The following is a 22,272-nucleotide window of genomic DNA, read 5'->3' as shown; positions in this document are numbered from 1 at the left end:
CAGTCACGCCTAATCGTGGGGACATCGCAGCGCCGGTGCCCGTCGGTTGACGCTGAACCCACGAAGGTAATACATTCATGACCGCGAATTTTCTGATCGGCCTGCGCGAAGGGCTCGAAGCAGTCCTTGTCGTTGTGCTGCTGTTGGCATATCTGCAAAAGACCGGACGAAAACAGCTCATTCCCCGGATTTTCGCCGGAGTCGGCATTGCCGTTGCCGTCTCCTTGGGGTTCGGAGCGTTGCTGACCTTCGGGCCGCGTGGACTGACCTTCGAAGCCCAGGAAGCGATCGGCGGCAGCCTGTCCATCGTTGCCGTGGGATTCGTGACGTGGATGGTCTTCTGGATGGCGAGTGCATCCAAGACCCTGGCCTCGGACCTCCGCGGGAAAGTGGACCAAGCGGCCGAAGGCTCGGCCTGGGGGCTCATCATGGTGGGTGCGTTCGCGGTGGGCCGAGAGGGTCTGGAAACCGCAATGTTCCTGTGGGCCGCGACCCGTGCCACGGGTGAAACCTGGCAGCCGCTGGTGGGCGCAACGCTTGGCATCATCGTCGCCATTGGCCTTGGTGCGCTGTTGCACCGTGGAGTCCTGAAGATCAACCTGTCCAAGTTCTTCACCTGGACCGGCGCCGCACTGATCGTTGTTGCCGGAGGCGTCCTGGCCTACGGCGTGCACGACCTGCAGGAGGCGGCAATCCTGCCGGGCCTGCACAATCTCGCCTTCGACGTTTCACACATCATCGCACCGGGCGGCTTCCTGGGAACGCTGCTCAAGGGCGTCTTTAACTTCTCGCCCGCAACCACATGGCTTGAGGCAATCGTCTGGGTGACCTACGTGGTTCCCGTGATGTTCATTTTCTTCCGCCGTATCGCTGTGCCCAAGAAGGCCGTGACGGCCGCACCCGTCGCCGCACACGCCGCAGTCTAAATCCCGCATCGCTTTCACCATCAAGGAATCCTCATGAAGCTTGTTAGACCCCTTCACTTCACCGCGGCAGCTTCCGTTGCGGCGCTGGCCCTGACCGGTTGCACCACCAACACCCCGACCGCTGCGGGTGACGGGACCATCCAGGTCACCAGCACCGCCGATGCCTGCACGCTCTCCACCGGCACCGCGCCGGGCGGAACCATGAAGTTCTCCGTCAAGAACGAAGGCACCGAGGTGACCGAGTTCTACCTGTTGGCCGAGGACGGTCTGCGCATCGTCGGCGAAGTTGAAAACGTGGGCCCGGGACTCAGCCGCGACCTTGTGGTCATGGCACCGGAGGGAAAGTACTTCACCGCTTGCAAGCCCGGAATGGTCGGCGACGGCATTCGTGCGGCATTCGCCGTGACCAAGGCGCCGGAAGGGGAAGTCGTCAACGCCGACCGCGCAGCGCTTCAGGCCAACGCTGTGAGCCTGTACTCCGCCTACGTGAAGGACCAGGCACAGCAGCTGGTCGAGGGCACCAAGGAATTTGCGGAGGCTTTCGCCGCGGGGGACGCCGACAAGGCGCGCGAACTCTACCCCGCCGTGCGCATGCACTGGGAACGCATCGAGCCGGTCGCCGAGTCCTTCGGCGATCTGGACCCCATGCTGGACGCACGCGAAAAGGACTTGGAAAAGGGCGACGCCTTCACCGGCTGGCACCGGGCTGAAAAAGACCTGTGGGCACCCAAGGGCTACACCGCCATGACGCAGGCCGAACGTCAGACGGTGGCCGACAAGATGGTTGCCGACACCGTTGAGCTCAACAGCCGCACCCGTGAGCTGACCTACACGCCAGACAAGCTGGCCAACGGTGCCAAGGAACTGCTGGACGAGGTTGCCACGGGCAAGGTCACCGGCGAGGAAGAATTCTTCTCGCACACCGACCTGTGGGACTTCCAGGCCAACGTCGAAGGTGCGCGCATCGCCTATGAGGACCTGCGTCCGTTGCTTGCCGGCAACGACTCGGAACTGGATGCCGCGCTGGAAACCAGCTTCGCAACGCTTCAGGGGCTGCTCGACCAGTACAGGAAGGGCGACGGCTTTGTCCTCTACACCGATCTGACCGATGCCCAGATCCAGGAACTCAGCTCGGCAGTGGACGCGCTGGGCGAGCCGCTGTCCAAGCTCACCGCCGCAGTGGTGAAGTAGCACCCGTTGGACGAGCGCAAGGACACCGCCAACGGCGATAAGCAGAAAACGCGGGGAATCAGCAGGCGCGGTCTCTTTGGCGCCGCGGGTGCCGGCGGAATCGGTTTGGCCGTTGGCGCTCTGGGCGTCAGCGCCGTCAATGCGGCCACGGTTCCCAAACCCCTCGACAAGATCGTCGACTTCTACGGGGAACACCAGGCAGGCATCGTGACCGAGGCGCAGGACCGCATGCACATCGCCGCGTTCGACGTCACGGCGAGCACTCGCGAGTCGCTGATTTCGTTGCTCAAGGACTGGACCGAGGCGATCGCTGCGCTGACGCAGGGACGCGAGATCGGTGAGGGTGCCACCCGGGGAAGCTACGATGCCCCGCCGGACGATACCGGCGAGGCCATGGACCTCGAGGCCAGCCACCTGACCGTGACGATCGGATTTGGCAGGACCTTGTTCGAGAAAGACGGCAAGGACCGATACGGCTTGGCAGGGAAGCTGCCCGCGGCCCTGATCGACCTGCCTCACTTCGTCGGCGACGCCCTGGAAGAAGAACGCAGCGGAGGCGACCTGATTGTCCAGGCCTGCGCCGACGATCCGCAGGTCGCCGTGCATGCCGTGCGCAACCTGGCAAGGATCGCCTTTGGCCGGGCACGCGTGCGGTGGTCCCAGATCGGCTTCGGACGTACCTCCTCGACCTCCACCGCCCAGACGACGCCCCGGAACCTCTTTGGTTTCAAGGACGGCACGGCAAACCTCAAGCAGGAAAACGCCGATCTCCTCAACCAGCATGTGTGGGTCCGTGATGCCAGCGGGCCGGAAGCGTGGATGAATGGCGGAACCTACATGGTTGCGCGTCGAATCCGCATGCACATCGAAATCTGGGACCGCACGTCAATGCGTGAGCAGGAGGGCCTCATCGGCCGTACCAAGAAGGAAGGCGCGCCGCTCTCGGGCGGTGGGGAATTCACCGAGCCCGACTTTGGCATGCAGGGCCGCGAGGGGCCGCTGATTGCCGTGGACTCGCACGTTTCGGTCGCGCACCCGAGCCACAACAACGGGGTGCAAATGCTGCGCCGCGGCTTCAACTACACCGATGGCTCGGATGGGCTGGGCAAGTTGGACGCAGGGTTGTTCTTCATCGCGTTCGTCGTGGATGCGAGGACGCACTACGTCCCCATGCAGTCGGCAATGGCCAGGCACGATGTTCTTTCCCTCGAGTACTTGCGGCACACCGGATCGGGCCTCTTTGCCGTTCCTCCGGGAGTCCGCCCGGGCGAATACCTGGGCCAAACCCTGTTCGAATCCTGATCTCCGCACCCTGACCAATGCGTGGAATGACGATGGGCCCGCCACCTCGAAATCCGAGGTGGCGGGCCCATCGTTGTTATCAAAGGCGGATTAGCGGAAGTTCACAAACTGAAGATCCGCATCTTCGAAGGTCCGCAGCAGGGCCATAGTGGCCTGCAGGTCATCGCGGGACTTCGAGGAAACGCGCAGTTCATCACCCTGGATGGTGGACTTCACGCCCTTGGGTGCCTCGTCGCGGATGAGCTTGTTGATCTTCTTCGCAACATCCTGGGCAATGCCCTCAACGATGCTTGCCTCGATGCGGTATTCCTTGCCCGAGGGGTAAGGTTCGCCGGCGTCCAGGGACTTCAGGGAAATGTTGCGCTTGACCAGCTTGGACTGCAGTACGTCGAGAACGGCCTTGACGCGTTCCTCGGAGTTTGCCTTCATGAGGATCTTCTCGCCGCTGAAGTCGACCTCTGCGCCGACGCCCTTGAAGTCGTATCGCTGCACGATTTCCTTCTGTGCCTGGTTCAGTGCGTTGGACACTTCTTGGCTGTCGACTTTGCTGACAACATCAAAGGTTGAATCGCTCGCCATGGGAGCCTCCTTGAGTAGAGAGTGGGCTTTGAATACAAGACTACCGGGGTGCCGCAAATGGCCAAAAGGGGCCGATAATTGGAGTGTGGGGCAGCTCACGTGCCATTCGATTTTATCTTTCAGAAAAAGTCATGTAGAGTTTCTACTCGTTCCGCAGGGAACAAATTCGGCAGATTACCCGAGCGGCCAAAGGGGGCTGACTGTAAATCAGCTGGCAACGCCTTCACTGGTTCGAATCCAGTATCTGCCACCGAATGAAGCTCGAGCCCAAATCGAAAGATTTGGGCTCGAGCTTTTTCATGCCAAAACCGGTCCCGAATGCCGCGGCCGTTGCCTCGAAACCGCGATGGCTGCCATCGCCCGGCGCCCGGCGCGCAATATGATTCGCCCAACTTTCTGGGCCCGCTGTGGATCCCGCCGGGAGCTAGGCCGCCATGCGCTCGCCCATGGGAACGACAAATACGTCCCAGAGCAGCATCATGGAATCACCCGGAGCCTGCAGCACCGCGTTGTAATGCGCCCACTGCCACTCGGTCGCCCCGTTGTCGGACATCGGCTTCGGAGGGCAGGACCCGGGCGTCAACCACTTGTTTCCATTCCAGATGGCCTGAAGGGGCCCCACTGCCGTTGCCGCGGCGCTGGGATCGTTCAGCGGGGAGGGATAAGAGACCCGTTCCTGGATCCTGGCCGCCGGCGCGATGGCAAACGGCATTGAATTGGTGATGGCCAGGTCCACGGGCAGCCCGTCGACGTAGCGTTCGGCAAGCAGCATTCCTTCGGAGAGTGCCCGGCGACCGGATTCACCGGTCGTGATCAGCAACAAGGTGCAACGTGTCATGGCCCGTTCCTTTCGTTTCCCAGTGGGTTCCCCTTGAGGATAGAAGCACGGTACGGGGAGCGGTGCGGGGGGCGCGGGGTTGTGGATGGGCCCTGTTGGGTGCCCGAAGGGGTCGTGGGGCAGTGTGGTGCCCAAAACCACAATTTGGGGATAACTGGGGCATGAACGGCTGTACGCGGTACCGTGGAGGTATGGCTACCATCAATATCACCGAAGCTGAGTTCACCACGGCACTGGAAGAAAACGACGTCGTCTTCGTCGATTTCTGGGCCGAGTGGTGTGGACCTTGCCGCCAGTTCGCCCCTGTCTACGAGCAGGTTTCGGCAAAGTACCCGGACGTAAAATTCGCCAAGGTCGACACCGAGGCCGAGCAGGGACTGGCACGTGCCGCAAACATCACGTCCATCCCCACCCTGATGGCCTTCCGCGACAAGGTACTCGTTTTCTCGCAGCCCGGTGCGCTGAACGCCTCCCAGCTCGATGACCTGGTTGTTGCGGTCAAGGGCATCGACATGGAACAGGTGCACGCACAGATCGCCGAGCAGGAAGCGCAAGCACAGTAGCTGCGCTTCAGCGGCGCCGGTGGTCCATCGGCGCCAACCGGGGACCGAAGGCCTGCTTGCGTACCCCCGAGGCGCCCAAGAGCCTGACCACGCGCTGCCGGTGCCCCGCATAGGGGGCCAGCAGCCGGAGCATGCCCTCATCATCGACCCTGCGCCCGGTCAGCACCTGTCCGACGAAAGCCGCCAAGTGGTAGTCGCCGACGGAAACGTGGTCCGGCGCCCCGTGGGTGCGCTGCAGCACCTCGGCGATGCTCCAGGGACCCACGCCGGGAATCGAGCCCAGCGCCGCGTCGATGGTCCCGGCCCCCAAGACACCCTCGCGACTGCCTCCCAACGCCAGTGAGCCCCAGCGCTCCAGGCTCGGAGCCAGGGCGGCGGCCCGCACGGCAGTGGCCGACCGCTTGGCGTCAACGCGCGCCTGGTGCCACTGCCACGGCTGCAGCGAACGGACCGCGGCGGGCGTGGGCGGCAGGCGCATGCCGGCCGGCGCCGGGGCCGGAGGAACCTCGCCCACCGCGAGCGCCAGGTACTTCCACGCATAGTGGGCCTCGATGACCGTCACTTTTTGCTCAAGAATCGCGGGGAACAGCGCGTCGAAGATGCGCCCCGTGGCGGGGAAGCGCAGACCGGCGTTCATCTTGCGGGTTTGCGCGACAATCTGCGGAACGTTTTCCCTGAAGCCCGGCGCGTCAAAGTCGCTCCAGTCGTCGTGCGCGCCGACCAGCCGCAGGCCCTGGACCACGGCAGTCTGCGCTCCCGGACCCCATGCCCGCAGCATCACCTCCGAGTGCAGCGCCTCCGTGCGGGAGATGAGCAGGGTGACCGGGCCCTCGGCGGTGTGGAAACACAGCCATGCCCGGGACGCGCCCACCCTGGTGGTGGGATCCTGCGGGCCGCGCTGCAGGATGGAAAGCGTCGACCGCAGCGAGTAGGGCCCCTGCGGATCCCAGAGGGCATGCGCATCACTGGGGGGAAGCTGGTGTGCAACATCGAGGGCCATGGAACAATCCTCCCACCGGGCCCATACCGGGTGTTACGTGCCCCCGGCCGCTCATGAAGAATCACTACGAGCCACCGCGAAATTGTTACACGGCGCCGGTAGAGTGTGCGCCATGAAGTACGCGCGCACAGTCCTTGACCTGATCGGCAACACGCCACTGGTTCAGCTCAACTCAGTCACCGCCGGAATCCAGGCAAAGGTTCTGCTCAAGCTCGAATACCTGAACCCGGGAGGGTCCATCAAGGACCGCATCGCCCTGAAGATGGTTGAGAAAGCCGAAGCCAGCGGGGAACTGCAGCCCGGAGGCACCATCGTCGAACCAACCAGTGGAAACACAGGGGTAGGACTGGCCATGGTGGGCCAGCTCAAGGGATACAAGACCATCTTTGTCACCCCGGACAAGGTCGGCGAGGAAAAGCGCGACGTGCTGCGCGCCTACGGGGCGGACGTCGTCGTCACCCCCACCGCGGTGGCACCCGAGTCGCCCGAGTCCTACTACGGCGTCTCCGACCGCCTGGTGCGCGAAATCCCGGGGGCCTACAAGCCCGACCAGTTCTCGAACCCCGCGGCTCCCGAAAGCCACTACGAATCCACGGGCCCGGAAATCTGGGCCGACACCGATGGCACCGTCACCCACGTGGTCATCGGCGCCGGCACCGGCGGAACCATCACCGGCACCGGCCGGTACCTCAAGGAAATCTCCGCGGACCGCGCATCGGGCCCTGTCCGGGTCATCGGGGTGGATCCCGACGGCTCGGTGTACTCCGGCGGCACCGGACGCCCCTACTTCGTCGAGGGCGTGGGGGAGGACATGTGGCCGGCCAACTACGACAAATCGGTGCCTGACGAGGTGCTGCCAGTGGGGGACGCCGAGGCGTTCGAGATGACCCGCCGCCTGGCCAAGGAAGAGGGACTGCTGGTCGGAGGCTCCTCGGGCATGGCGGTGGCCGCGGCCCTGCGTCTGGCCCGTGGCCTGCCCTCCGACGCCGTGGTGGTTGTCATCGCCCCGGATGGCGGGCGCGGCTACCTGGGCAAGATCTTCAACGACGCCTGGATGCGCTCCTACGGGTTCCTGTCCACCGACGGGCAAGACACCGTGGCCAAGCTGCTGGGGTCCAAGGACAGCAGCCTTCCGGACCTGGTGCACGTGCACCCGAACGAATCGGTGCGCGACACGATCGGCATCATGAACGAGTACGGGGTCTCCGCCGTTCCGGTGCTCAGCGCCGAGCCGCCCGTGCGGGTGGGGGAGGTGCGCGGCTACATCGACGAGCGCACGCTCACCGAGAAGCTCTTCCGCAACGAAATCTCCCTCACCGACCCGGTGGGTCCGCTGGCGACCATACCGCTGACCATGATCGGCGTGCACGAATCCATCGACAACGCCCGCAAACTGCTGGCCGACCACGACGCATTGCTGGTCACCCACGACGGCGAGGCCGTCGGGGTCATCACCCGCCACGACCTGCTGACCTACCTCACCCACTAAGGACCCACACACCATGAGCGAAAACACCCACGCCAACCAGGGCTTCAACACCCGCGCCGTCCACGCAGGACAGGCCTTCGAACCGCGCACCGGGGCCGTCGTGCCACCGCTGCACTTCTCTTCCACCTACGCCCAGGACGGCATCGGCAACCTGCGCGCAGGCTACGAATACGGCCGCGGCGGAAACCCCACCCGCGACGCCCTGCAGGAACAGCTCGCCGCGCTGGAGGGGGGGACCCACGCGTTCTCCTTCTCCTCGGGCCTCGCCGCTGAGGACTCGCTGATCCGCGCGCTGACCGTGCCGGGGGACCACATCGTGCTGGGCAACGACGCCTACGGGGGAACCTACCGGCTGATCTCCCGGGTGCTTGGCGGCTGGGGGATCGGGAACACCCCGGTGAACATGGCAGACCACGCGGCGCTCGCCGAGGCCATCGCCGCGAACAACACCAAGCTGGTCTGGGTCGAGACCCCGTCGAACCCTATGATGCGCATCTCAGACATCGAAGCCATCGCGAAGATCACCCACGACGCCGGCGCCCTGCTGGTCGTCGACAACACCTTCGCCTCCCCGTACCTGCAGCAGCCGCTGGCCCTGGGCGCGGACGTGGTGGTGCACTCGACCACCAAGTACATCGGCGGGCACTCGGACGTGGTCGGCGGCGCCGTGGTCGTCAAGGACGCCGAGCTGGCGGAGAAGATCGGCTTCATCCAGTTCGCCGTCGGCGCCGTCTCCGGCCCGATGGACGCGTTCCTGACCACCCGAGGGCTGAAGACCCTGGGCGTGCGCATGCGCACCCACTCGGAAAACGCGATGGCCGTGGCCACCTGGCTGGCCGGGCGCCCCGAAGTCGAGGCCGTGCACTACCCCGGCCTGGCGGAGCACCCGGGCCACGAGCTGGCCAAGAAGCAGATGAGCGGCTTCGGCGGCATGGTCTCCGTGCAGTTCACCGGCGGCGAGGCCGCTGCCCGCACGGTGGCCGAGGCCACACGCATCTTCACCCTGGCAGAGTCCCTGGGCGGCATCGAATCGCTGATGAACTACCCCTCGGAAATGACCCACGCCTCGGTGAAGGGCACCGAGCTGGCCGTACCGGTGAACCTGCTGCGCCTCTCGGTGGGCATCGAGGACGTCGAGGACCTCATCGCCGACCTGGAACAGGCGTTCGCCAGGCTCTGAGACCGGTTCCTGGACACCAGTTCCCGACACGAATGGCCGGGGCCCGCGCGGAAAATTCCGCGCGGGCCCCGGCCATTTTTGGTTCCGGATCGTCGTCCGTCGGTATGGGGTGCCGTCCGTCGGCCGGTTACTTCGGTGGCTGCTTTGCCGCGCCCTGTTGCCGGAGTTCCGCACGTTCGGCCTTGCGCAGGTCGCGCGCGGCCCTGGACTGCGGGGCGAAGAACCTGGTGCTGCCCGGGGTCCACAACAGGGCTACGCCGATGAGCACCAGCGCGGCAAAGAGGCCAAGCCGGAACCCGCGGGTCAACAGCGGCAGCCCGATGATCAACCCGCACCAGGTCAGCGACAGCCGTCCCGCCAGCTTGCCGCGCCAGAGCTGGACGACGGCAAAGCCGACGAGCAGACCGAAGCCGACCAGCGCGATGCCCGCGGACCACAGCCCGGGCGCCTCGGCGGCCGGACGCTGGGTGGAGTTGTAGAAGAAGCTTGCGGCGAATCCCAGCGCAGCAAGCGCGGTGGCGACCCACCACCAGCGGGCCACCGCCAGAGAGTGCGGCACCGTCCGCCGAGGGGATTTCGGTGGGGTCTGGTTGTCCGAACCCACGGCCTACTCGGCCACCTTGACCGGAACCGCCCGGTGGTCGAGCACGTCGTCCTCGTTCCAGCATTCGATGTTCCTCAGCTCGGGCAGCTGGGTGTGCACGAACGTGGGGTTCAGACCCTGCCTGCGCTGCTCCGAGTAGTTCTTGAGCATCTTGAACGCCACGGGTGAGAGCAGCGCGATCGCGATCAGGTTGATCAGCGCCATGATCCCCATGACCATGTCCGCGAGGTTCCAGACCACGTCGGCGGTGGCCATGGTGCCGCCGAGCACCCCGAGCGTGACCAGCACGCGGTAGGCCGCCATGACCTGAGGCTTGTCGGTGATGAAACTGATGTTCGATTCGCCGTAGTAGTAGTTGCCGATGATCGAGGAGAACGCCAGCAGGAAGATGATGATGGTCAGCAGCACGGCCGTCCAGGAGCCTAGCGATTGCGTCAGCGCCTGCTGGGTCAGTGCGATGCCCTTGCCCGCGCCCACCGGGTTCTCGATCGACACCAGGATGATGAAGGCCGTGATCGAGCAGATGAGGAACGTGTCGAAGTAGACGCCGAGGGTTTGGACCAGACCCTGCTTGACCGGGTGGGTGACGGCCGCGGTGGCGCCGGCGTTCGGCGCCGAGCCCAGGCCGGCCTCGTTGGAGAACATGCCGCGCTTGACGCCGACCATGATGACGGTGCCCAGGCCGCCGCCGATGACCGAATTGAAGTTGAACGCCTCGGAGTAGATCGACCCGAAAACCGCCGGCACATGCTCGAGGTTGGTGAAGACGACGGCCAGCCCCAGGAACAGGTACAGAACGGCCATCGAGGGAACCAGCGACTCGGTGACCTTGGCGATGCGGCGCACGCCGCCGAAGACCACGGCGCCGGTCAGCAGCGCCAGCACGATGCCGACGGTCAACAGCAGGCCCGTGTTCGCCTCGCCCGGGGTGCCGAACGCGCCGGCCACGGTGGCACCGATGGTGTTTGCCTGCAGGGAGCTGAAGGCGAACGGGAAGCAGATGATCAGGATGACCGAGAAGGCGACGCCCATCCAGCGGGCGTTCAGGCCTTTCTGCATGTAGTAGGCGGGCCCGCCGCGGTACCCGTCCTTGGCGCGGACCTTGTACAGCTGGCCCAAGGTGGATTCGACGAAGCTCGAGGCGCCGCCGATGAACGCCATGGTCCACATCCAGAACACCGCGCCGGGCCCGCCGATGGCGATCGCGGTCGCAACGCCTGCAATGTTTCCCACACCGACGCGGGAGGCCGCGGAGATGGTGAACGCCTGGAACGCGGAGATCGACTTCTTCTCGCCGTCCTCGTTCAGCAGCGCCTTGTCCGTCAGGGTCTTGAACATGGCGGGAATCATCCGGAACTGCACGGCCCCGGTGCGCACCGTGAAGTAGATGCCCACGATGGCCACAATCGGCAGCACGGCGTAGGTCCAGAGGAGGTCGCCTTGGTCTGCCAGCCATCCGGCAAAAGCGTCGTTATCTAGCAAGTTCATGTTCGGGAGGATACCGGAAATCGTTTGGCAATGAGAGGACGGAGCCGCGGCTGCCGCGGTCCCGCACCCTGCGGCCGTGTGAACAACGATGACCGGCCGGCAAGCGGCCCGGTTGGCCGAAATTACCCCCGGGGGCATATTCTCGAGGCATGGAACTGGACCCAGCAGAACTCAAACCGGTACTCAACAGGCTCAAGCGTGCGCAAGGGCAGCTCGGCGCCGTCATCCGCATGATCGAGGATGGCCAGGAGTGCGCAGACGTGATCACCCAGCTGTCTGCGGCGTCAAAGGCCCTGGACCGTGCAGGATTCAGCATCATCGCCAGCGGGCTGCAGTCATGCATGCAGGCGGAGGCGAACGAAGAGGGTGCCGGTGCCGTGGATCGCCAGAAACTTGAGAAGCTTTTCCTCTCCTTGGCATAGACTGCGAACCATGAGTGCACAGGTCAACTCCGAAACACTGAACCAGCAGGGGCCCGGGACCCTGGAGCAGGTCTGCGTGGTGCATGCGCTGAAGCCCGACCGCGGCATCGGTGTCACCGCGATCGACAAGCGCGCGGTCGCCGGGCCCGTCAAAGTCACCAAGGTCGGGCTCTATGCCGATGTGCAGGCCGACCGCGTGCACCACGGCGGTCACGACCAGGCGATCTACGCCTATTCGAGCGCCGAGGCCCAGCGCTGGGCCGGTGAGCTGGACCGCGAGATCCCGGGCGGCTTCTTCGGGGAGAACCTCCGGGTTGCCGGCGTCGAAACCTCGGATGCAATCGTTGGTGAGCGCTGGCGGATCGGTGGGGACGTTGTCGTGGAGGTCACGCTGCCGCGCACGCCGTGTTCGACCTTCGCCAGGCACATGGGGGAGGACGACTGGGTCTCCCGTTTCACCGAACGCGGCGACGTGGGCTGTTACCTCCGGGTCGTCCGGGTCGGCAAAGTCCGTGCAGGCGACGCCATTGTGGTGGTTTCCCGACCCGCGCACGGGGTCAGCGTGCGGGACGTCTTCATGGGGCCCACCCCGGTGCAGGCCCGGGCCATGCTCGAGGATCAGGCGGCAACCGGTGTCCCGCTTCCGGAAAAGATCCTCAAGAAGCTGCGGCAGCTCGGCTTCACGGACTAGATCCGCCCAAGTCGCGCGGGGTCGAGCGGCCAAAAGGACCACGCGGGCGCGGGTGTGTGCGCAAGCTCACCGGGCAAAAAGAACCCGCTTTCGGGCCGGGGGCGATAAGCTTAGGTGTTCGCTGTATCCGGCTTCCCTCGCATTCTGCCCAATATTTGAGGCAGGAGCTCGTCGTGTGTGAGCCCGCCAAATTGCGCGGGATGTTTCTTTCATAGGGGAGTCGCCGGACCAAAGTGATTGAGTCCGATTGTGCTGTGGAGCCTCGTTGAAACGGGGTTTATCCGCCCCTATGAATGAGGTAATTTTCCTTGTCTACTGACATGCCCGAAAACCAGAACGCCAACGCCGAAACCAAGGCTGAAGAAAACGAAGTTCTCTTCTCTGATCTTGGCCTGGACGGCCGCGTTCTCGCCGCAGTTTCCGACCTTGGCTACGAGAAGCCATCCCCGATCCAGGCAGCAACCATCCCGCTGCTCCTCGAGGGCCGCGACGTTGTCGGCGTAGCCCAGACCGGCACCGGCAAGACCGCCGCGTTCGCCCTTCCGGCCCTGTCCAAGATGGCTGAACTGGCCGACTTGAACGGCACCGCACGCAAGACCCAGGTCCTGGTTCTTGCCCCGACCCGTGAGCTTGCGCTCCAGGTCGCCGAAGCATTCACCTCCTACGCCAAGCACATGGGCGACTTCACAGTCCTTCCCGTGTACGGCGGATCCGCCTACGGCCCGCAGCTCAACGGCCTTCGCCGTGGCGCACAGGTAGTCGTCGGTACCCCCGGCCGCGTCATCGACCACATCAACAAGGGTTCCCTGGACCTTTCGGACCTGCAGTACGTGGTCCTGGATGAGGCCGACGAAATGCTGCGCATGGGCTTCGCCGAAGAGGTCGACAAGATCCTCGAAGCGACCCCGGAAGAGAAGCAGGTTGTGCTGTTCTCGGCCACCATGCCTTCCTCGATCCGCCGCATCTCCAAGCAGTACCTGCGCAACCCGCAGGAAGTCTCCGTCAAGTCGCAGAGCAGCACCGGCAGCAACATCCGCCAGCGCTACGTGCAGGTCATGGGAGCCCACAAGCTCGACGCCATGACCCGCATCCTCGAGTCGGAGAAGTCCGAAGGCGTTATCGCCTTCGTGCGCACCAAGATGGCAACCGAGGACCTGGCCGACAAGCTCAAGTCCCGCGGCTTCACCGCTGCAGCCATCAACGGAGACATTCCGCAGCAGCAGCGCGAGCGCACCATCGAGAACCTTCGCGATGGCAAGATCGACATCCTGGTTGCCACCGACGTCGCGGCCCGCGGCCTTGACGTTGAGCGCGTGTCCCACGTGATCAACTTCGACATCCCGCACGACACCGAGTCCTACGTCCACCGCATCGGACGCACCGGCCGTGCCGGCCGCTCGGGCGACGCGATCCTCTTCATGACCCCGCGCGAAAAGTACTTGCTGCGTGCCATCGAAAAGGCCACCCGCCAGACGGTTGAGCACATGCACCTGCCGAGCGTCGACGCCGTCAACGACAAGCGCCTGGCCAAGTTCGCCGACCAGATCGGTGAGACCATCTCCTCGCAGGACCTGACGGTCTTCCGCAACCTGGTGGAGAAGTACTCCGCCGAGCACGAGGACGTCACCGAAGTCGAGATCGCCGCGGCCCTCGCACACATGGCACAGGGCGGCCGCCCGCTGCTCATGCAGGAAATGCCTGCAGCCCCAGCCAAGCAGGCTCGCCTGGCAGGTGGCGGCAAGGACGGCTTCGGCTCCCGCGGCCCGTCCCGCGCCCTGACCGAAGGCAACGCCACCTACCGCCTCGCGGTAGGCCGTCGCCAGCGCGTCATGCCGGGCTCCATCGTTGGCGCACTTGCCAACGAAGGCGGCCTGACCTCCGCACAGATCGGTGGCATCGACATCCGTGCCGACCACACCCTGGTGGAACTGCCGGCAGACCTCTCCTCGGAGCAGCTGCAGTCGCTGTCCCGCACCCGCATCGGTGGCGAACTGATCCACCTCGAGCTGGACAACGGCCGTAGCCCGCGCAGCGATCGTGAAGGCGGCCGTGAAGGCGGCGGCGGCGGTTACCGTGGCGGCCAGGGCGGCGGCGGCGGTTACCGTGGCGGCCAGGGCGGCGGCGGCGGTTACCGCGGCGGCCAGGGCGGCGGCGGCGGTTACCGCGGCGGCAGCGACCGTCGCAGCGAAGGCGGCTCCTCCGAAGGCGGCCGTGGCAGTTACGACCGCGACCGCAACGACCGTGGTGGCCAGGGTGGCGGCGGCGGATACCGCGGCGGCGCCGGCGCCGGCGCCGGCGCCGGCGAGAACCGCTTCGGCGGCTCGCGCAAGCCGCGCACCGCAGGTGGCACCAGCGCCCCGCGTCGTCGCGACTACTAAGCACTAAATAGGCAAACGCCCCCGGTGGTGGTGTCCTTCCCGAAAGGGGTGGGCACCCCGCCGGGGGTTTTGTTTTGCCCGTAGGCCCAGGCACACCAGCCTCCAAGCTCCAGCCATCGAGCATGCCTTGGGCTCGGACGCGCCCTTGCGTTTCAGCAGGGGCCTCTGCGCCCGGCTCGAATCCCGCCCGTCCCCGGGCGACTCGGCAGAAATGCTCCCGGGCTGCATACACCGCCCTCCGCCCGTCGACCAGGCGTTCGATCGAGGCCCCGAAGGGCACCTCCTCGACCACGAACTCTCATGGGCGGCATAGGGGGCGCCTTGGCTGGGTAAATGCATGCGCGGAGCCCTAGGGAGGGCTTTGTGTCGCTTGCAAGGGTGGTTGCGTGGGTGGGCCACGCGGGCTGAGTCCCCGAGCCTGTCGTCAAGGAGCTGCGGAGCCTGGCGGGCGGCAATGTCGCGCCGGCCCTATATGGTGATTCCCAGCGTGGAGAAAGCCTCCGCTGGCCCCGTGGCGCTGATCGGGGCGGTCCGCGTCGGGAGAGTCCTTGCCGCCAGGCATCCCGGGGCGGCATTCGTTGGCGCCGAAAATTCCGGTCAGGGCACGACGACTCCGCGAACCCTTGCCAGCGAGGTTGCTTCCATGATCCACGTCACTGAGTATCGTCGTGATTGGACGTCTGACGTGCCTAATTTGGCAGATTTTGTGTCGTCGGCCACAAAAGTGCATCTCGATTTCACAGTGCCGAAAAATGCTGGTAGAGTTCTTACTCGTTGCCCCCCTAGCTCAGTGGTAGAGCGCGTTCTTGGTAAGAACGAGGTCACCGGATCGATTCCGGTGGGGGGCTCTGAATGGAATGGCCCGCGTTTGAGTCTGCCCGCAAGGGAACTGTGACGCGGACGCGGGTTTTACCATTCGTGGCGGCTTAGCTCAGCTGGTTAGAGCGCACGACTCATAATCGTGAGGTCCCGGGATCGAGTCCCGGAGCCGCTACAGAAAGATCCCCGTTTTCCTTGTGGAAGCGGGGATTTTTTCATGCCCAATTTCATGACCCCCGGCCCTCATTCCGTCATCAGGTTTTTCGGGTGCCCGCGTTGCGATTGGCCGGTCAACGACTCCAAGTACATGGGGGTGCCAAGTAGCGGGCTGCAAACACGCTTCGGCCCCGTGATCCAGACAAAACTTTGTCCGCGTCTTCATTGGGGGAAGCCGCAGGATTCGTACTGCTGGGCCGGTTTCGATGACGGCCCTGCAGGGTGTCCGAAAGGGGCTCCCACATTCGATGCGTGGGGACCTTCAGTGTTTGCCCATATTTTGACCTCGGGCGCTTCAGCGCATCGTGCGTCCTAGGCCAACGGGGATCCGGGCCTGGCACCTCCACGGCACAGATAGCGGGCCATTACCGCCAACCGAACGGTGGCGATCGAACATTTATTCGGCGGCAATACTGCGGCCTTTTACACCAAGACGACGCTGGTGGCCATGCTCGGCCGAAACAAGCACCGACCCAGCTTCGCCAACCTTTCCATTTGCGTCGAGGACCACCTTTATGGCCGGCAATGGGCACGCTTTCGGTGGACGTCAGGACCGCACGAGTGGCCGTTGTGGATTCAAAGCTGGCGGTATGGGGGACTCCTGGAAAGCGGCAACGGGAGGCCTTGCTGACGGCCTGAACGTTCTGGCAAGGCGCATGGGCTTGGCCCGGGCCGGTGACGTAGTGTGGGGCCGTGATTTCATTTACGAACATGCATGCGGCGTTCGCCGCGGTCTCGGTAAGACCGGTAGCGTCGAGCTTCCTTCCGGACTGGTTAAATCCCGATGTCTTCCTGAGGGACCCTGCCCTTGGACCGTGGGTCATCTTGCTGGTTTGCGGCATCGTGTTCGCCGAGACCGGGCTGCTGGTGGGTTTCTTCCTGCCGGGAGATTCCATGCTCTTTACCGCAGGCCTCTTGGTTGCCACTGGTGCACTGGATGTCAGCCTTCCTGTTTTCGCCATGCTCATCTTCGTCGCCGCGGTCTTGGGAGACCAAACCGGCTACCTCATCGGGCGCAAGGCCGGACCCGCAATTTTCAAACGGCCGGATTCGCGGTTCTTCCGCCAGGAATACGTTGAAAAGGCCCGTGCATTCTTTGAGCGCTTCGGCGGCAGGGCAGTGGTTCTTGCCCGTTTCGTTCCCATCGTCCGGACCTTCGTGCCGGTCATCGCGGGCGTCGCCCACATGAGCTATCGGGTCTTCGCCCTCTACAACTTGCTTGGTGCGTTGCTCTGGGGCGTGGGTGTCACACTGCTCGGCTATTGGCTGGGGCAATATGAATGGGTGGGCAACAATATCGACGTGATCTTCGTTGTCATCGTGCTTATTTCGGTTATTCCGATTGGAATGGAACTGCTTAAGGTCGGAAGAAGAAAAGCGCGCGAAAACTAACCCCGCTCGACGGGTGTTGTGCGGCCTGCAACACCCGGAGCCTGATGCCGGGATCTCAGACACCCGACCCCACCCATGCAATGCGACCTTCGTCACTTTTGCCGCTTTCGATGTGCATTTCGGGGCTGTTGTTGTGTAGAGTATTTCTTCGTTGCCCCCCTAGCTCAGTGGTAGAGCGCGTTCTTGGTAAGAACGAGGTCACCGGATCGATTCCGGTGGGGGGCTCAGAGAAAAACCGCGGTCCGCCTCATGAAAATGAGGCGGACCGCGGTTTTTTATTGCCCGGCCAACCTGATCCGGCCGGCTTACTTGCGGAGCGACGTGTTTCCGCTGATCCGGGCCACAACGCGGTCGATCGCGATCCCCAGGCCCATCGCAACGGCCACCGCAACCACCATGCCCAAGAGGTGGTACTCCTGGAACCACTGGCCCGCCAGCACACCGATCAATACCGAGTACGAAGCCCAGCCGACACTGGAAAAACAAGTCAGGATCAGGAAATTGCGATGGGAATAGCGGGTGGCGCCGGCCACCAGATTCACGGCAACGCGCCCGATGGGCACGAAGCGCGCCACCAAAATCAGCGATACGGGTCGAAGCCGCAGTTCATAGCCGGCCCACGCAAAGGCATGTTGGAGCCGCTTTCGGCGCATCCACGCGAACCTGTCGGTTCCGATAGCCCTGCCAATGAGGTAGGCGACGTTATCGCCCACGAACGCGCCCAACCCGGCCATGAGGCCCAGGATCCAAGGATTGGGCATGCCCCTGCTGGGTATCAGGGATGCCAGTGCCACAACCAGCGATTCGCTGGGGACGGGGGGAAAGAAGCCGTCGATCGCGCAGAACAGGAAAATCATCAGGTAGGAGAGCGGGTGTCCCGCAGCCGAGAGAATGAACGTGCTCAGCGCATCCATGGCGGTGGCGAAGAAATCCAAGAGCTGTCCCGTTCGTTGAATGCCCGTGTGGCCAATGCCACACGGTTGGTCAATACCAAGGCTAGCCATTGGAGAAATCATTTCCTACTTCGGTACGCGGGGGAGCCATGCCGGGGTAATCCGCCGGTTCCATGGTGCTCCCCGATAAGATGGAAGAAGTGCGAAATCTGTGGTCATAGGTGCCTTGCAGCTCTATGAAACTCCAATGAGAGTATGCGCTCGTGATGACCATGAACCTTTATGAGAGGACCAAGCGCATGCCCCAGGCCGACGTCAACCAAGAGTTCCCGACCCGTGCATCACTTCGACGCGCGCGCCAGGAGCAACAGGATTCGGGGGGCCAAGAGGGTGCCGCGGACAAGAAGGCGCCGGGGATTTCAGAGCCGCGGGACGAATTTGATTCGATCCCGGAATCGAAGCGCGAAGAGGGTCGCAAGTCCGCTGCCGCCACGTCGCCGAAGCCGGTGGCGCCCGCCGTGCCGGCAAACAAAAAGAGCGCTCCAAGCGCCAACACCGGGGCATCCTCTGCCGCGGCAAAGCCGGCAAGAAACGCCAAAGGTGCCAACAACCCAGGCAAGGCAACGAAGGGATCCGCCAAGCCGGGCATCGTGACCCCGCAGCCGATCGCAAAGCCGACTGCACCGGTGACCTCCCAGGCGCAGGCGCTGAAAGAAACCGCGAAGCCCGAGAGCGCAAAGCCGGCTGCGTCGGCACCCTCGATGGCAAAGCCCTCGCCCCCGACCGTCAAGAACGTGGCAGTGAAGCCGGCAGCGAGTGCGCCCAAGCCCTCCGAGGCAGGCGTCAACGGCCCCAAGACTGCCGACAAGCAGGCACAACCAGCTCAGGCCAAGATCGCCTCGACACCGGCGCAAGCCACCCCTGCGCCCGTCAATGAGGGATCGCCTGCGGCAAGGCGGGCTCCCGAGGCTGCCAAGCCCGCCGCATCCGAAGCGGTACCCGCAGCGGGCGATCTGAGGGCCGCCGCGGCCACCGCCGCGGACGAGGCAACCGGTTCCGCAAAGCCCGAAGACCTTTCCACTGCGGATGGGCGGCGCCAGGCCTTCCGGGAAATGGTTCCGGGGGCGGGGGAGCGCGACACCTTCCTGCGTCCGGAAGACGAGACATCGTTCCGCGCCGAACGCGGGTTCCGCGGTTTCCTTTCGCGCATGGGCCTCAACATGGAACCATCGGCCCAGGAGGTCGAGGAACGCAACTGGCGCCGGACGGTGGGAACCCGCCTGAACGAGCCGAAGACCATCTCCGTGGTGAACGGCAAGGGCGGCGCCAACAAGACGCCAACGGCCGTGCTGCTCTCGGCGGTTTTCGGCCGCAACAGCGGCGACCCGGTCCTGGTCTGGGACAACAACGGGACGCGTGGAACCCTGGGCTGGCGCACCGTCCAGGGCCCGCACTCCCGCCATTCGATGGACCTGTTGGCCGCGGCCGCCAAGCTCAAGGACACCAGGGTCGGGAACCCGATCATCCACGACTACGTGCACTACCAGCCCGAGGACTGCTACAGCGTGCTGCGCACCGACCCGACGCTGCTGGCTTCGGAACAGCACGTGAATGCGGCGGATTTCGATGTGATGCATGAGATTGTCTCGCGCTTCTTCTCCTTGACCATCGTCGACTCCGGCAATGACGAATCGGCCGAGCGCTGGATGCGAATGATCGACCACACCGACCAGCTGGTCATCGCCAGCACCACGGTGGAGGAACACGCCGAGGCCGGCGCTCTCCTTCTCGAAGCCCTGGCCAAGCGCGGGGGACACTACGCGGAGCTCGCGAAGAACGCCGTGGTGATCGTTTCCCAGCACCAACCGCAGGGGAACAGCGACCAGCTTAACCGGATCGCCCACGGGTTCAGCCGTCTGGCCCGCTCGGTGGTGACGGTCCCGTACGACGCGGCACTGGTGAAGGGGCAGATCCGTTTTGACGGGCTGCGTCCTGCCAGCCGCCGGGCATGGTTGCATGCGACGGCCGCGGTGGCCACGGCGCTGCACAACTAAATGCAAGACCAAGCGCTGCTGTGCAGGGGTATCTCTTGGCCGGCCGAACCCGGAACCCCCAAGCTGGCCCTGCGGGATGAAAACGACAAAGCCCGCGGCATCGCCCTGGACAACGGGGCCGAGCTCGGCTTTGACGTGCTGCCCGGGCGATGGTGTCTCGGCCACCAGTTGGTCCATGACCGGACGCACCGAACCCAGGTTCCTTGCCCGACGGGTGCCGAGGTGCAGCGCGGAACCCAGTGCGAGTCCTGCGAGGCGGCCGACCAGTCCCGGGCCATGCACGACTTCCACCGCTCCGGGCGCGCCGGTGCCGGGTTGCGGGACTACCTGATGCAGGAACACTGGCTGTACGTCGCATCCTTTGCGCACGGGGTCAGCAAGATCGGCACCGCGGCGAACCCCAGCAAATGGCGCAGGCTGGCCGAGCAGGGGGCCGTCAGCGCCCGCTACGTCGGCCTCGCGGCGGATGGCGCGCAGGTGCGCATCCTGGAAGACCTGGTGACCAGGGAATTGGGCTTCACGCAGCAGGTGCGTGCGCAATCAAAGGTGCGCGGCCTGCTTGGCTCCCGCACCAGCTTCGCCGCGTTGGACGGCGCAACCAGCGAGCGGGCATCGCAGGTGAGGGAACTCCTCGCCTCGCTGCCGAACTCCGGCGATGAAACCTTCCACGTCGTCGACGAGCCATGGGAGGCCCCGGCCCAGGCGGCGGCCCTGCTCGAGGGATGGGAAGCCAACGCTCTGCAGCCCTACCCTGCCGACCTGGCCGTCGGCGAGCACGGCTTTACCGTGGCGGCGGTCCTGGGACAGGGACTCGGGGTGCGGCTGGGGGATGCCCCGGACCTCTTTGTGGCCGACGCCTCTCTGCTCAAGGGCCGGAAAATAGTGCTGGGCCAATACGTGACGGAATCCCCGGCGATCCAGTCGGCATTGTTCTGATTTTCGCCCGCGCATCTGAATTAGGATTGACCCATGACCAATACTCCCTGGGAAGCCTCTTCCGGACTCTACAAAAAGCTGGCCTTCGGGTCGATGATCATCTCGGGAACCGGCATCATCCTGGCAATCATCGGTGCCAACATGAAGAACCAGCCGCTGATGTACACGGCCGTCGGCATCATCGGGGTCGGAGTGTTGACCCACCTCGTCGGCATGACGGTGCGTGCCCGCGACGCAAAGGCCTGGCGCATCTCCCAGGGCATCGTTCCGGCCGGCCGTCCCCGGCGTGAGCGCACGAAGAAGCCCTAGCGACCCACCCGCATTACCCCCCCGTTTCCCAAACACCTGCCCAGGAGAGAACCACCCCATGAGCATCAATCCCGAGTTGGCCGGGCGCGTTTACCCGGCCCAGGATCCCTATGTGGTCGGCCGCGAGAAGATCCGCGAATTCGCCGCCGCCGTCAAGGCAACCCACCCGGCGCACTTCGAGCTGGCCGCCGCGGCCGAGCTTGGCCATGCCGACCTGCTGGCCCCACCGACGTTCGCCATCATCGTCGCCCAGCGCGCCGACGCGCAGCTGATCGCCGACCCTGCCAGCGGCATCGATTTCTCCCGCGTGGTGCACGCCGACCAGCGCTTCACCCACCACCGCCCGATCGTCGCCGGCGACGAACTGCTCGCCGAACTGCACGTCGACACCGTCCGTGCCATGGGCGGCGGCGCGATGATCACCACCCGTTCGGAAATCACCACGACCGCAGGCGACAAGGTCGCAACGACGGTTTCCTCCCTTCTGGTACGCGGAGAGGACCAGTAATGATCGACTTTGCAACCCTTGAAAAGGGCATGGACATCGGCTCCACCACCATCCACGTGAACCGCGCGGACCTGGTTCGCTACGCGGGCGCTTCGGGGGACTTCAACCCGATCCACTGGAACGAACGCTTTGCCACCGAGGTCGGGCTGCCCGGCGTCATCGCCCACGGCATGTTCACCATGGGCTCGGCCGTGCAGCTGGTCAGCAACTGGGTGGGCAACCCGGGTGCCGTCATCGACTACCAGACCCGCTTCACCAAGCCGGTGCCGGTGGCCGACCCGGCCGGCAGCAACCCGAGCGAGCACGAGGGCACCGCCGTCGAGATCAGCGGCGCCATCGGCGCGCTGGACGAGGAAGCGCGCACCGCGCGCGTGGACCTGACGGTCACGCTCGAAGGCACCAAGGTGCTGGTCAAGGCGCAGGCCCTGGTGCAGTTCTGAGCAACGGATCCCGACCCGGCGCCAAGACGGGCCAGGCCAGGCCGCGGCCGGTGA

At 64.8% G+C, this 22,272-nt stretch carries 21 protein-coding genes and 4 tRNA genes; 19 read left to right on the top strand and 6 right to left on the bottom strand.

Annotated features, from left to right (window positions below):
• Positions 1–77 precede the first annotated feature (77 nt).
• From efeU to efeB, 3 genes are read left to right on the top strand one after another with little or no spacing between them, the layout of a single operon-like run.
• Positions 78–926, top strand: coding sequence for an iron uptake transporter permease EfeU (gene efeU, locus ACIQLF_RS12975; protein WP_400298921.1), 849 nt, complete (start codon positions 78–80; stop codon positions 924–926).
• Between the two features lie 33 nt (positions 927–959).
• Positions 960–2,117, top strand: a complete 1,158-nt coding sequence (gene efeO, locus ACIQLF_RS12970) for an iron uptake system protein EfeO (RefSeq protein ID WP_400298918.1) — start codon at positions 960–962, stop codon at positions 2,115–2,117.
• A 6-nt stretch (positions 2,118–2,123) separates the two neighbouring features.
• Positions 2,124–3,419, top strand: coding sequence for an iron uptake transporter deferrochelatase/peroxidase subunit (gene efeB / locus ACIQLF_RS12965; RefSeq protein ID WP_400298915.1), 1,296 nt, complete (start codon positions 2,124–2,126; stop codon positions 3,417–3,419).
• A gap of 90 nt (positions 3,420–3,509) precedes the next feature.
• On the opposite strand, the gene ACIQLF_RS12960 is transcribed toward efeB, so the two are convergent.
• Positions 3,510–3,998 (bottom strand): YajQ family cyclic di-GMP-binding protein, encoded by a 489-nt coding sequence (locus tag ACIQLF_RS12960; RefSeq protein ID WP_400298912.1) that lies wholly within the window; start codon positions 3,996–3,998, stop codon positions 3,510–3,512.
• A gap of 168 nt (positions 3,999–4,166) precedes the next feature.
• Between ACIQLF_RS12960 and ACIQLF_RS12955 the strand changes: the two genes are divergently transcribed.
• A tRNA-Tyr gene (locus ACIQLF_RS12955) sits at positions 4,167–4,248 on the top strand.
• A 174-nt stretch (positions 4,249–4,422) separates the two neighbouring features.
• Here the strand turns inward: ACIQLF_RS12955 and ACIQLF_RS12950 are convergent.
• Positions 4,423–4,836, bottom strand: a complete 414-nt coding sequence (locus ACIQLF_RS12950) for a hypothetical protein (RefSeq protein WP_400298909.1) — start codon at positions 4,834–4,836, stop codon at positions 4,423–4,425.
• A 191-nt stretch (positions 4,837–5,027) separates the two neighbouring features.
• On the opposite strand from ACIQLF_RS12950, the gene trxA reads away from it, so the two are divergent.
• On the top strand, positions 5,028–5,399 hold the full coding sequence (gene trxA, locus ACIQLF_RS12945) for a thioredoxin (RefSeq protein WP_400298906.1): 372 nt from the start codon (positions 5,028–5,030) through the stop codon (positions 5,397–5,399).
• 7 nt (positions 5,400–5,406) lie between these two features.
• On the opposite strand, the gene ACIQLF_RS12940 is transcribed toward trxA, so the two are convergent.
• Complete coding sequence (locus tag ACIQLF_RS12940; protein ID WP_400298903.1) at positions 5,407–6,399, bottom strand: DNA-3-methyladenine glycosylase family protein; 993 nt, start codon at positions 6,397–6,399, stop codon at positions 5,407–5,409.
• Positions 6,400–6,511: 112 nt separating this feature from the next.
• On the opposite strand from ACIQLF_RS12940, the gene ACIQLF_RS12935 reads away from it, so the two are divergent.
• Both ACIQLF_RS12935 and ACIQLF_RS12930 read left to right on the top strand, forming a co-directional pair.
• Entirely contained in the window at positions 6,512–7,888 is a 1,377-nt protein-coding gene (locus ACIQLF_RS12935; RefSeq protein ID WP_400298900.1) for a cystathionine beta-synthase, read from the top strand.
• Positions 7,889–7,901: 13 nt separating this feature from the next.
• On the top strand, positions 7,902–9,068 hold the full coding sequence (locus ACIQLF_RS12930) for a cystathionine gamma-synthase (RefSeq protein WP_400298897.1): 1,167 nt from the start codon (positions 7,902–7,904) through the stop codon (positions 9,066–9,068).
• Between the two features lie 127 nt (positions 9,069–9,195).
• Here the strand turns inward: ACIQLF_RS12930 and ACIQLF_RS12925 are convergent, their stop codons facing one another.
• Together ACIQLF_RS12925 and ACIQLF_RS12920 are read right to left on the bottom strand one after the other, a co-directional pair.
• On the bottom strand, positions 9,196–9,609 hold the full coding sequence (locus ACIQLF_RS12925; RefSeq protein WP_400298894.1) for a hypothetical protein: 414 nt from the start codon (positions 9,607–9,609) through the stop codon (positions 9,196–9,198).
• 66 nt (positions 9,610–9,675) lie between these two features.
• Positions 9,676–11,160, bottom strand: a complete 1,485-nt coding sequence (locus tag ACIQLF_RS12920) for an alanine/glycine:cation symporter family protein (RefSeq protein WP_400298891.1) — start codon at positions 11,158–11,160, stop codon at positions 9,676–9,678.
• A 149-nt stretch (positions 11,161–11,309) separates the two neighbouring features.
• On the opposite strand from ACIQLF_RS12920, the gene ACIQLF_RS12915 reads away from it, so the two are divergent.
• The 7 genes from ACIQLF_RS12915 to ACIQLF_RS12885 all read left to right on the top strand — a co-directional run bounded on the left by ACIQLF_RS12915 (position 11,310) and on the right by ACIQLF_RS12885 (position 17,303).
• Positions 11,310–11,582, top strand: a complete 273-nt coding sequence (locus tag ACIQLF_RS12915) for a metal-sensitive transcriptional regulator (protein WP_387526596.1) — start codon at positions 11,310–11,312, stop codon at positions 11,580–11,582.
• A 10-nt stretch (positions 11,583–11,592) separates the two neighbouring features.
• The gene (locus tag ACIQLF_RS12910; protein ID WP_400298889.1) at positions 11,593–12,273 is read left to right on the top strand and encodes an MOSC domain-containing protein; all 681 of its coding nucleotides are present in this window, start codon (positions 11,593–11,595) and stop codon (positions 12,271–12,273) included.
• A 320-nt stretch (positions 12,274–12,593) separates the two neighbouring features.
• Complete coding sequence (locus tag ACIQLF_RS12905) at positions 12,594–14,651, top strand: DEAD/DEAH box helicase (protein WP_400298887.1); 2,058 nt, start codon at positions 12,594–12,596, stop codon at positions 14,649–14,651.
• 776 nt (positions 14,652–15,427) lie between these two features.
• Positions 15,428–15,499: transfer RNA gene (locus ACIQLF_RS12900), tRNA-Thr, on the top strand.
• 72 nt (positions 15,500–15,571) lie between these two features.
• Positions 15,572–15,645, top strand: a tRNA-Met gene (locus ACIQLF_RS12895).
• A gap of 752 nt (positions 15,646–16,397) precedes the next feature.
• Positions 16,398–17,078, top strand: coding sequence for a VTT domain-containing protein (locus ACIQLF_RS12890; RefSeq protein WP_400299196.1), 681 nt, complete (start codon positions 16,398–16,400; stop codon positions 17,076–17,078).
• 153 nt (positions 17,079–17,231) lie between these two features.
• Positions 17,232–17,303 (top strand) — tRNA-Thr (locus tag ACIQLF_RS12885).
• An 80-nt stretch (positions 17,304–17,383) separates the two neighbouring features.
• Here ACIQLF_RS12885 and ACIQLF_RS12880 read toward each other — a convergent pair.
• A complete protein-coding gene (locus tag ACIQLF_RS12880; protein ID WP_400299194.1) occupies positions 17,384–17,992 on the bottom strand; it encodes a DedA family protein in 609 nt (202 codons plus the stop codon).
• Between the two features lie 242 nt (positions 17,993–18,234).
• On the opposite strand from ACIQLF_RS12880, the gene ACIQLF_RS12875 reads away from it, so the two are divergent.
• The 5 genes from ACIQLF_RS12875 to ACIQLF_RS12855 are packed head-to-tail and all read left to right on the top strand — an operon-like array spanning position 18,235 to position 22,218.
• Positions 18,235–20,025 carry a hypothetical protein gene (locus ACIQLF_RS12875; protein ID WP_400298885.1) on the top strand — a complete coding sequence of 597 codons (1,791 nt, stop codon included), beginning with the start codon at positions 18,235–18,237 and terminating at the stop codon, positions 20,023–20,025.
• Positions 20,026–20,961, top strand: coding sequence for a DUF2797 domain-containing protein (locus ACIQLF_RS12870; RefSeq protein WP_400298883.1), 936 nt, complete (start codon positions 20,026–20,028; stop codon positions 20,959–20,961). It abuts the gene before it with no gap.
• 33 nt (positions 20,962–20,994) lie between these two features.
• Entirely contained in the window at positions 20,995–21,270 is a 276-nt protein-coding gene (locus ACIQLF_RS12865) for a hypothetical protein (protein ID WP_400298881.1), read from the top strand.
• A gap of 58 nt (positions 21,271–21,328) precedes the next feature.
• Positions 21,329–21,778 (top strand): MaoC family dehydratase N-terminal domain-containing protein, encoded by a 450-nt coding sequence (locus ACIQLF_RS12860; protein ID WP_209998636.1) that lies wholly within the window; start codon positions 21,329–21,331, stop codon positions 21,776–21,778.
• On the top strand, positions 21,778–22,218 hold the full coding sequence (locus tag ACIQLF_RS12855) for a MaoC family dehydratase (protein WP_400298877.1): 441 nt from the start codon (positions 21,778–21,780) through the stop codon (positions 22,216–22,218). The genes ACIQLF_RS12860 and ACIQLF_RS12855 overlap by 1 nt, the downstream gene beginning before the upstream one ends.
• The last annotated feature ends 54 nt before the right edge of the window (positions 22,219–22,272 follow it).

Origin of the sequence: Paeniglutamicibacter sp. NPDC091659 (assembly GCF_044756805.1) — a bacterium.
Taxonomy (GTDB): Bacteria; Actinomycetota; Actinomycetes; order Actinomycetales; family Micrococcaceae; genus Paeniglutamicibacter.
This window is presented reverse-complemented; position numbering and strand designations above follow the sequence as displayed.

Excerpts from the sequence above, each read along its gene's own strand:
- efeU (WP_400298921.1), top strand. The coding sequence starts at position 78 with ATGACCGCGAATTTTCTGATCGGCCTGCGCGAAGGGCTCGAAGCAGTC.
- efeO (WP_400298918.1), top strand. The coding sequence starts at position 960 with ATGAAGCTTGTTAGACCCCTTCACTTCACCGCGGCAGCTTCCGTTGCG.
- ACIQLF_RS12960 (WP_400298912.1), bottom strand. The coding sequence starts at position 3,998 with ATGGCGAGCGATTCAACCTTTGATGTTGTCAGCAAAGTCGACAGCCAA.
- ACIQLF_RS12950 (WP_400298909.1), bottom strand. The coding sequence starts at position 4,836 with ATGACACGTTGCACCTTGTTGCTGATCACGACCGGTGAATCCGGTCGC.
- trxA (WP_400298906.1), top strand. The coding sequence starts at position 5,028 with ATGGCTACCATCAATATCACCGAAGCTGAGTTCACCACGGCACTGGAA.
- ACIQLF_RS12940 (WP_400298903.1), bottom strand. The coding sequence starts at position 6,399 with ATGGCCCTCGATGTTGCACACCAGCTTCCCCCCAGTGATGCGCATGCC.
- ACIQLF_RS12935 (WP_400298900.1), top strand. The coding sequence starts at position 6,512 with ATGAAGTACGCGCGCACAGTCCTTGACCTGATCGGCAACACGCCACTG.
- ACIQLF_RS12930 (WP_400298897.1), top strand. The coding sequence starts at position 7,902 with ATGAGCGAAAACACCCACGCCAACCAGGGCTTCAACACCCGCGCCGTC.
- ACIQLF_RS12920 (WP_400298891.1), bottom strand. The coding sequence starts at position 11,160 with ATGAACTTGCTAGATAACGACGCTTTTGCCGGATGGCTGGCAGACCAA.
- ACIQLF_RS12915 (WP_387526596.1), top strand. The coding sequence starts at position 11,310 with ATGGAACTGGACCCAGCAGAACTCAAACCGGTACTCAACAGGCTCAAG.
- ACIQLF_RS12910 (WP_400298889.1), top strand. The coding sequence starts at position 11,593 with ATGAGTGCACAGGTCAACTCCGAAACACTGAACCAGCAGGGGCCCGGG.
- ACIQLF_RS12905 (WP_400298887.1), top strand. The coding sequence starts at position 12,594 with ATGCCCGAAAACCAGAACGCCAACGCCGAAACCAAGGCTGAAGAAAAC.
- ACIQLF_RS12890 (WP_400299196.1), top strand. The coding sequence starts at position 16,398 with ATGCATGCGGCGTTCGCCGCGGTCTCGGTAAGACCGGTAGCGTCGAGC.
- ACIQLF_RS12880 (WP_400299194.1), bottom strand. The coding sequence starts at position 17,992 with ATGGATGCGCTGAGCACGTTCATTCTCTCGGCTGCGGGACACCCGCTC.
- ACIQLF_RS12870 (WP_400298883.1), top strand. The coding sequence starts at position 20,026 with ATGCAAGACCAAGCGCTGCTGTGCAGGGGTATCTCTTGGCCGGCCGAA.
- ACIQLF_RS12865 (WP_400298881.1), top strand. The coding sequence starts at position 20,995 with ATGACCAATACTCCCTGGGAAGCCTCTTCCGGACTCTACAAAAAGCTG.
- ACIQLF_RS12860 (WP_209998636.1), top strand. The coding sequence starts at position 21,329 with ATGAGCATCAATCCCGAGTTGGCCGGGCGCGTTTACCCGGCCCAGGAT.
- ACIQLF_RS12855 (WP_400298877.1), top strand. The coding sequence starts at position 21,778 with ATGATCGACTTTGCAACCCTTGAAAAGGGCATGGACATCGGCTCCACC.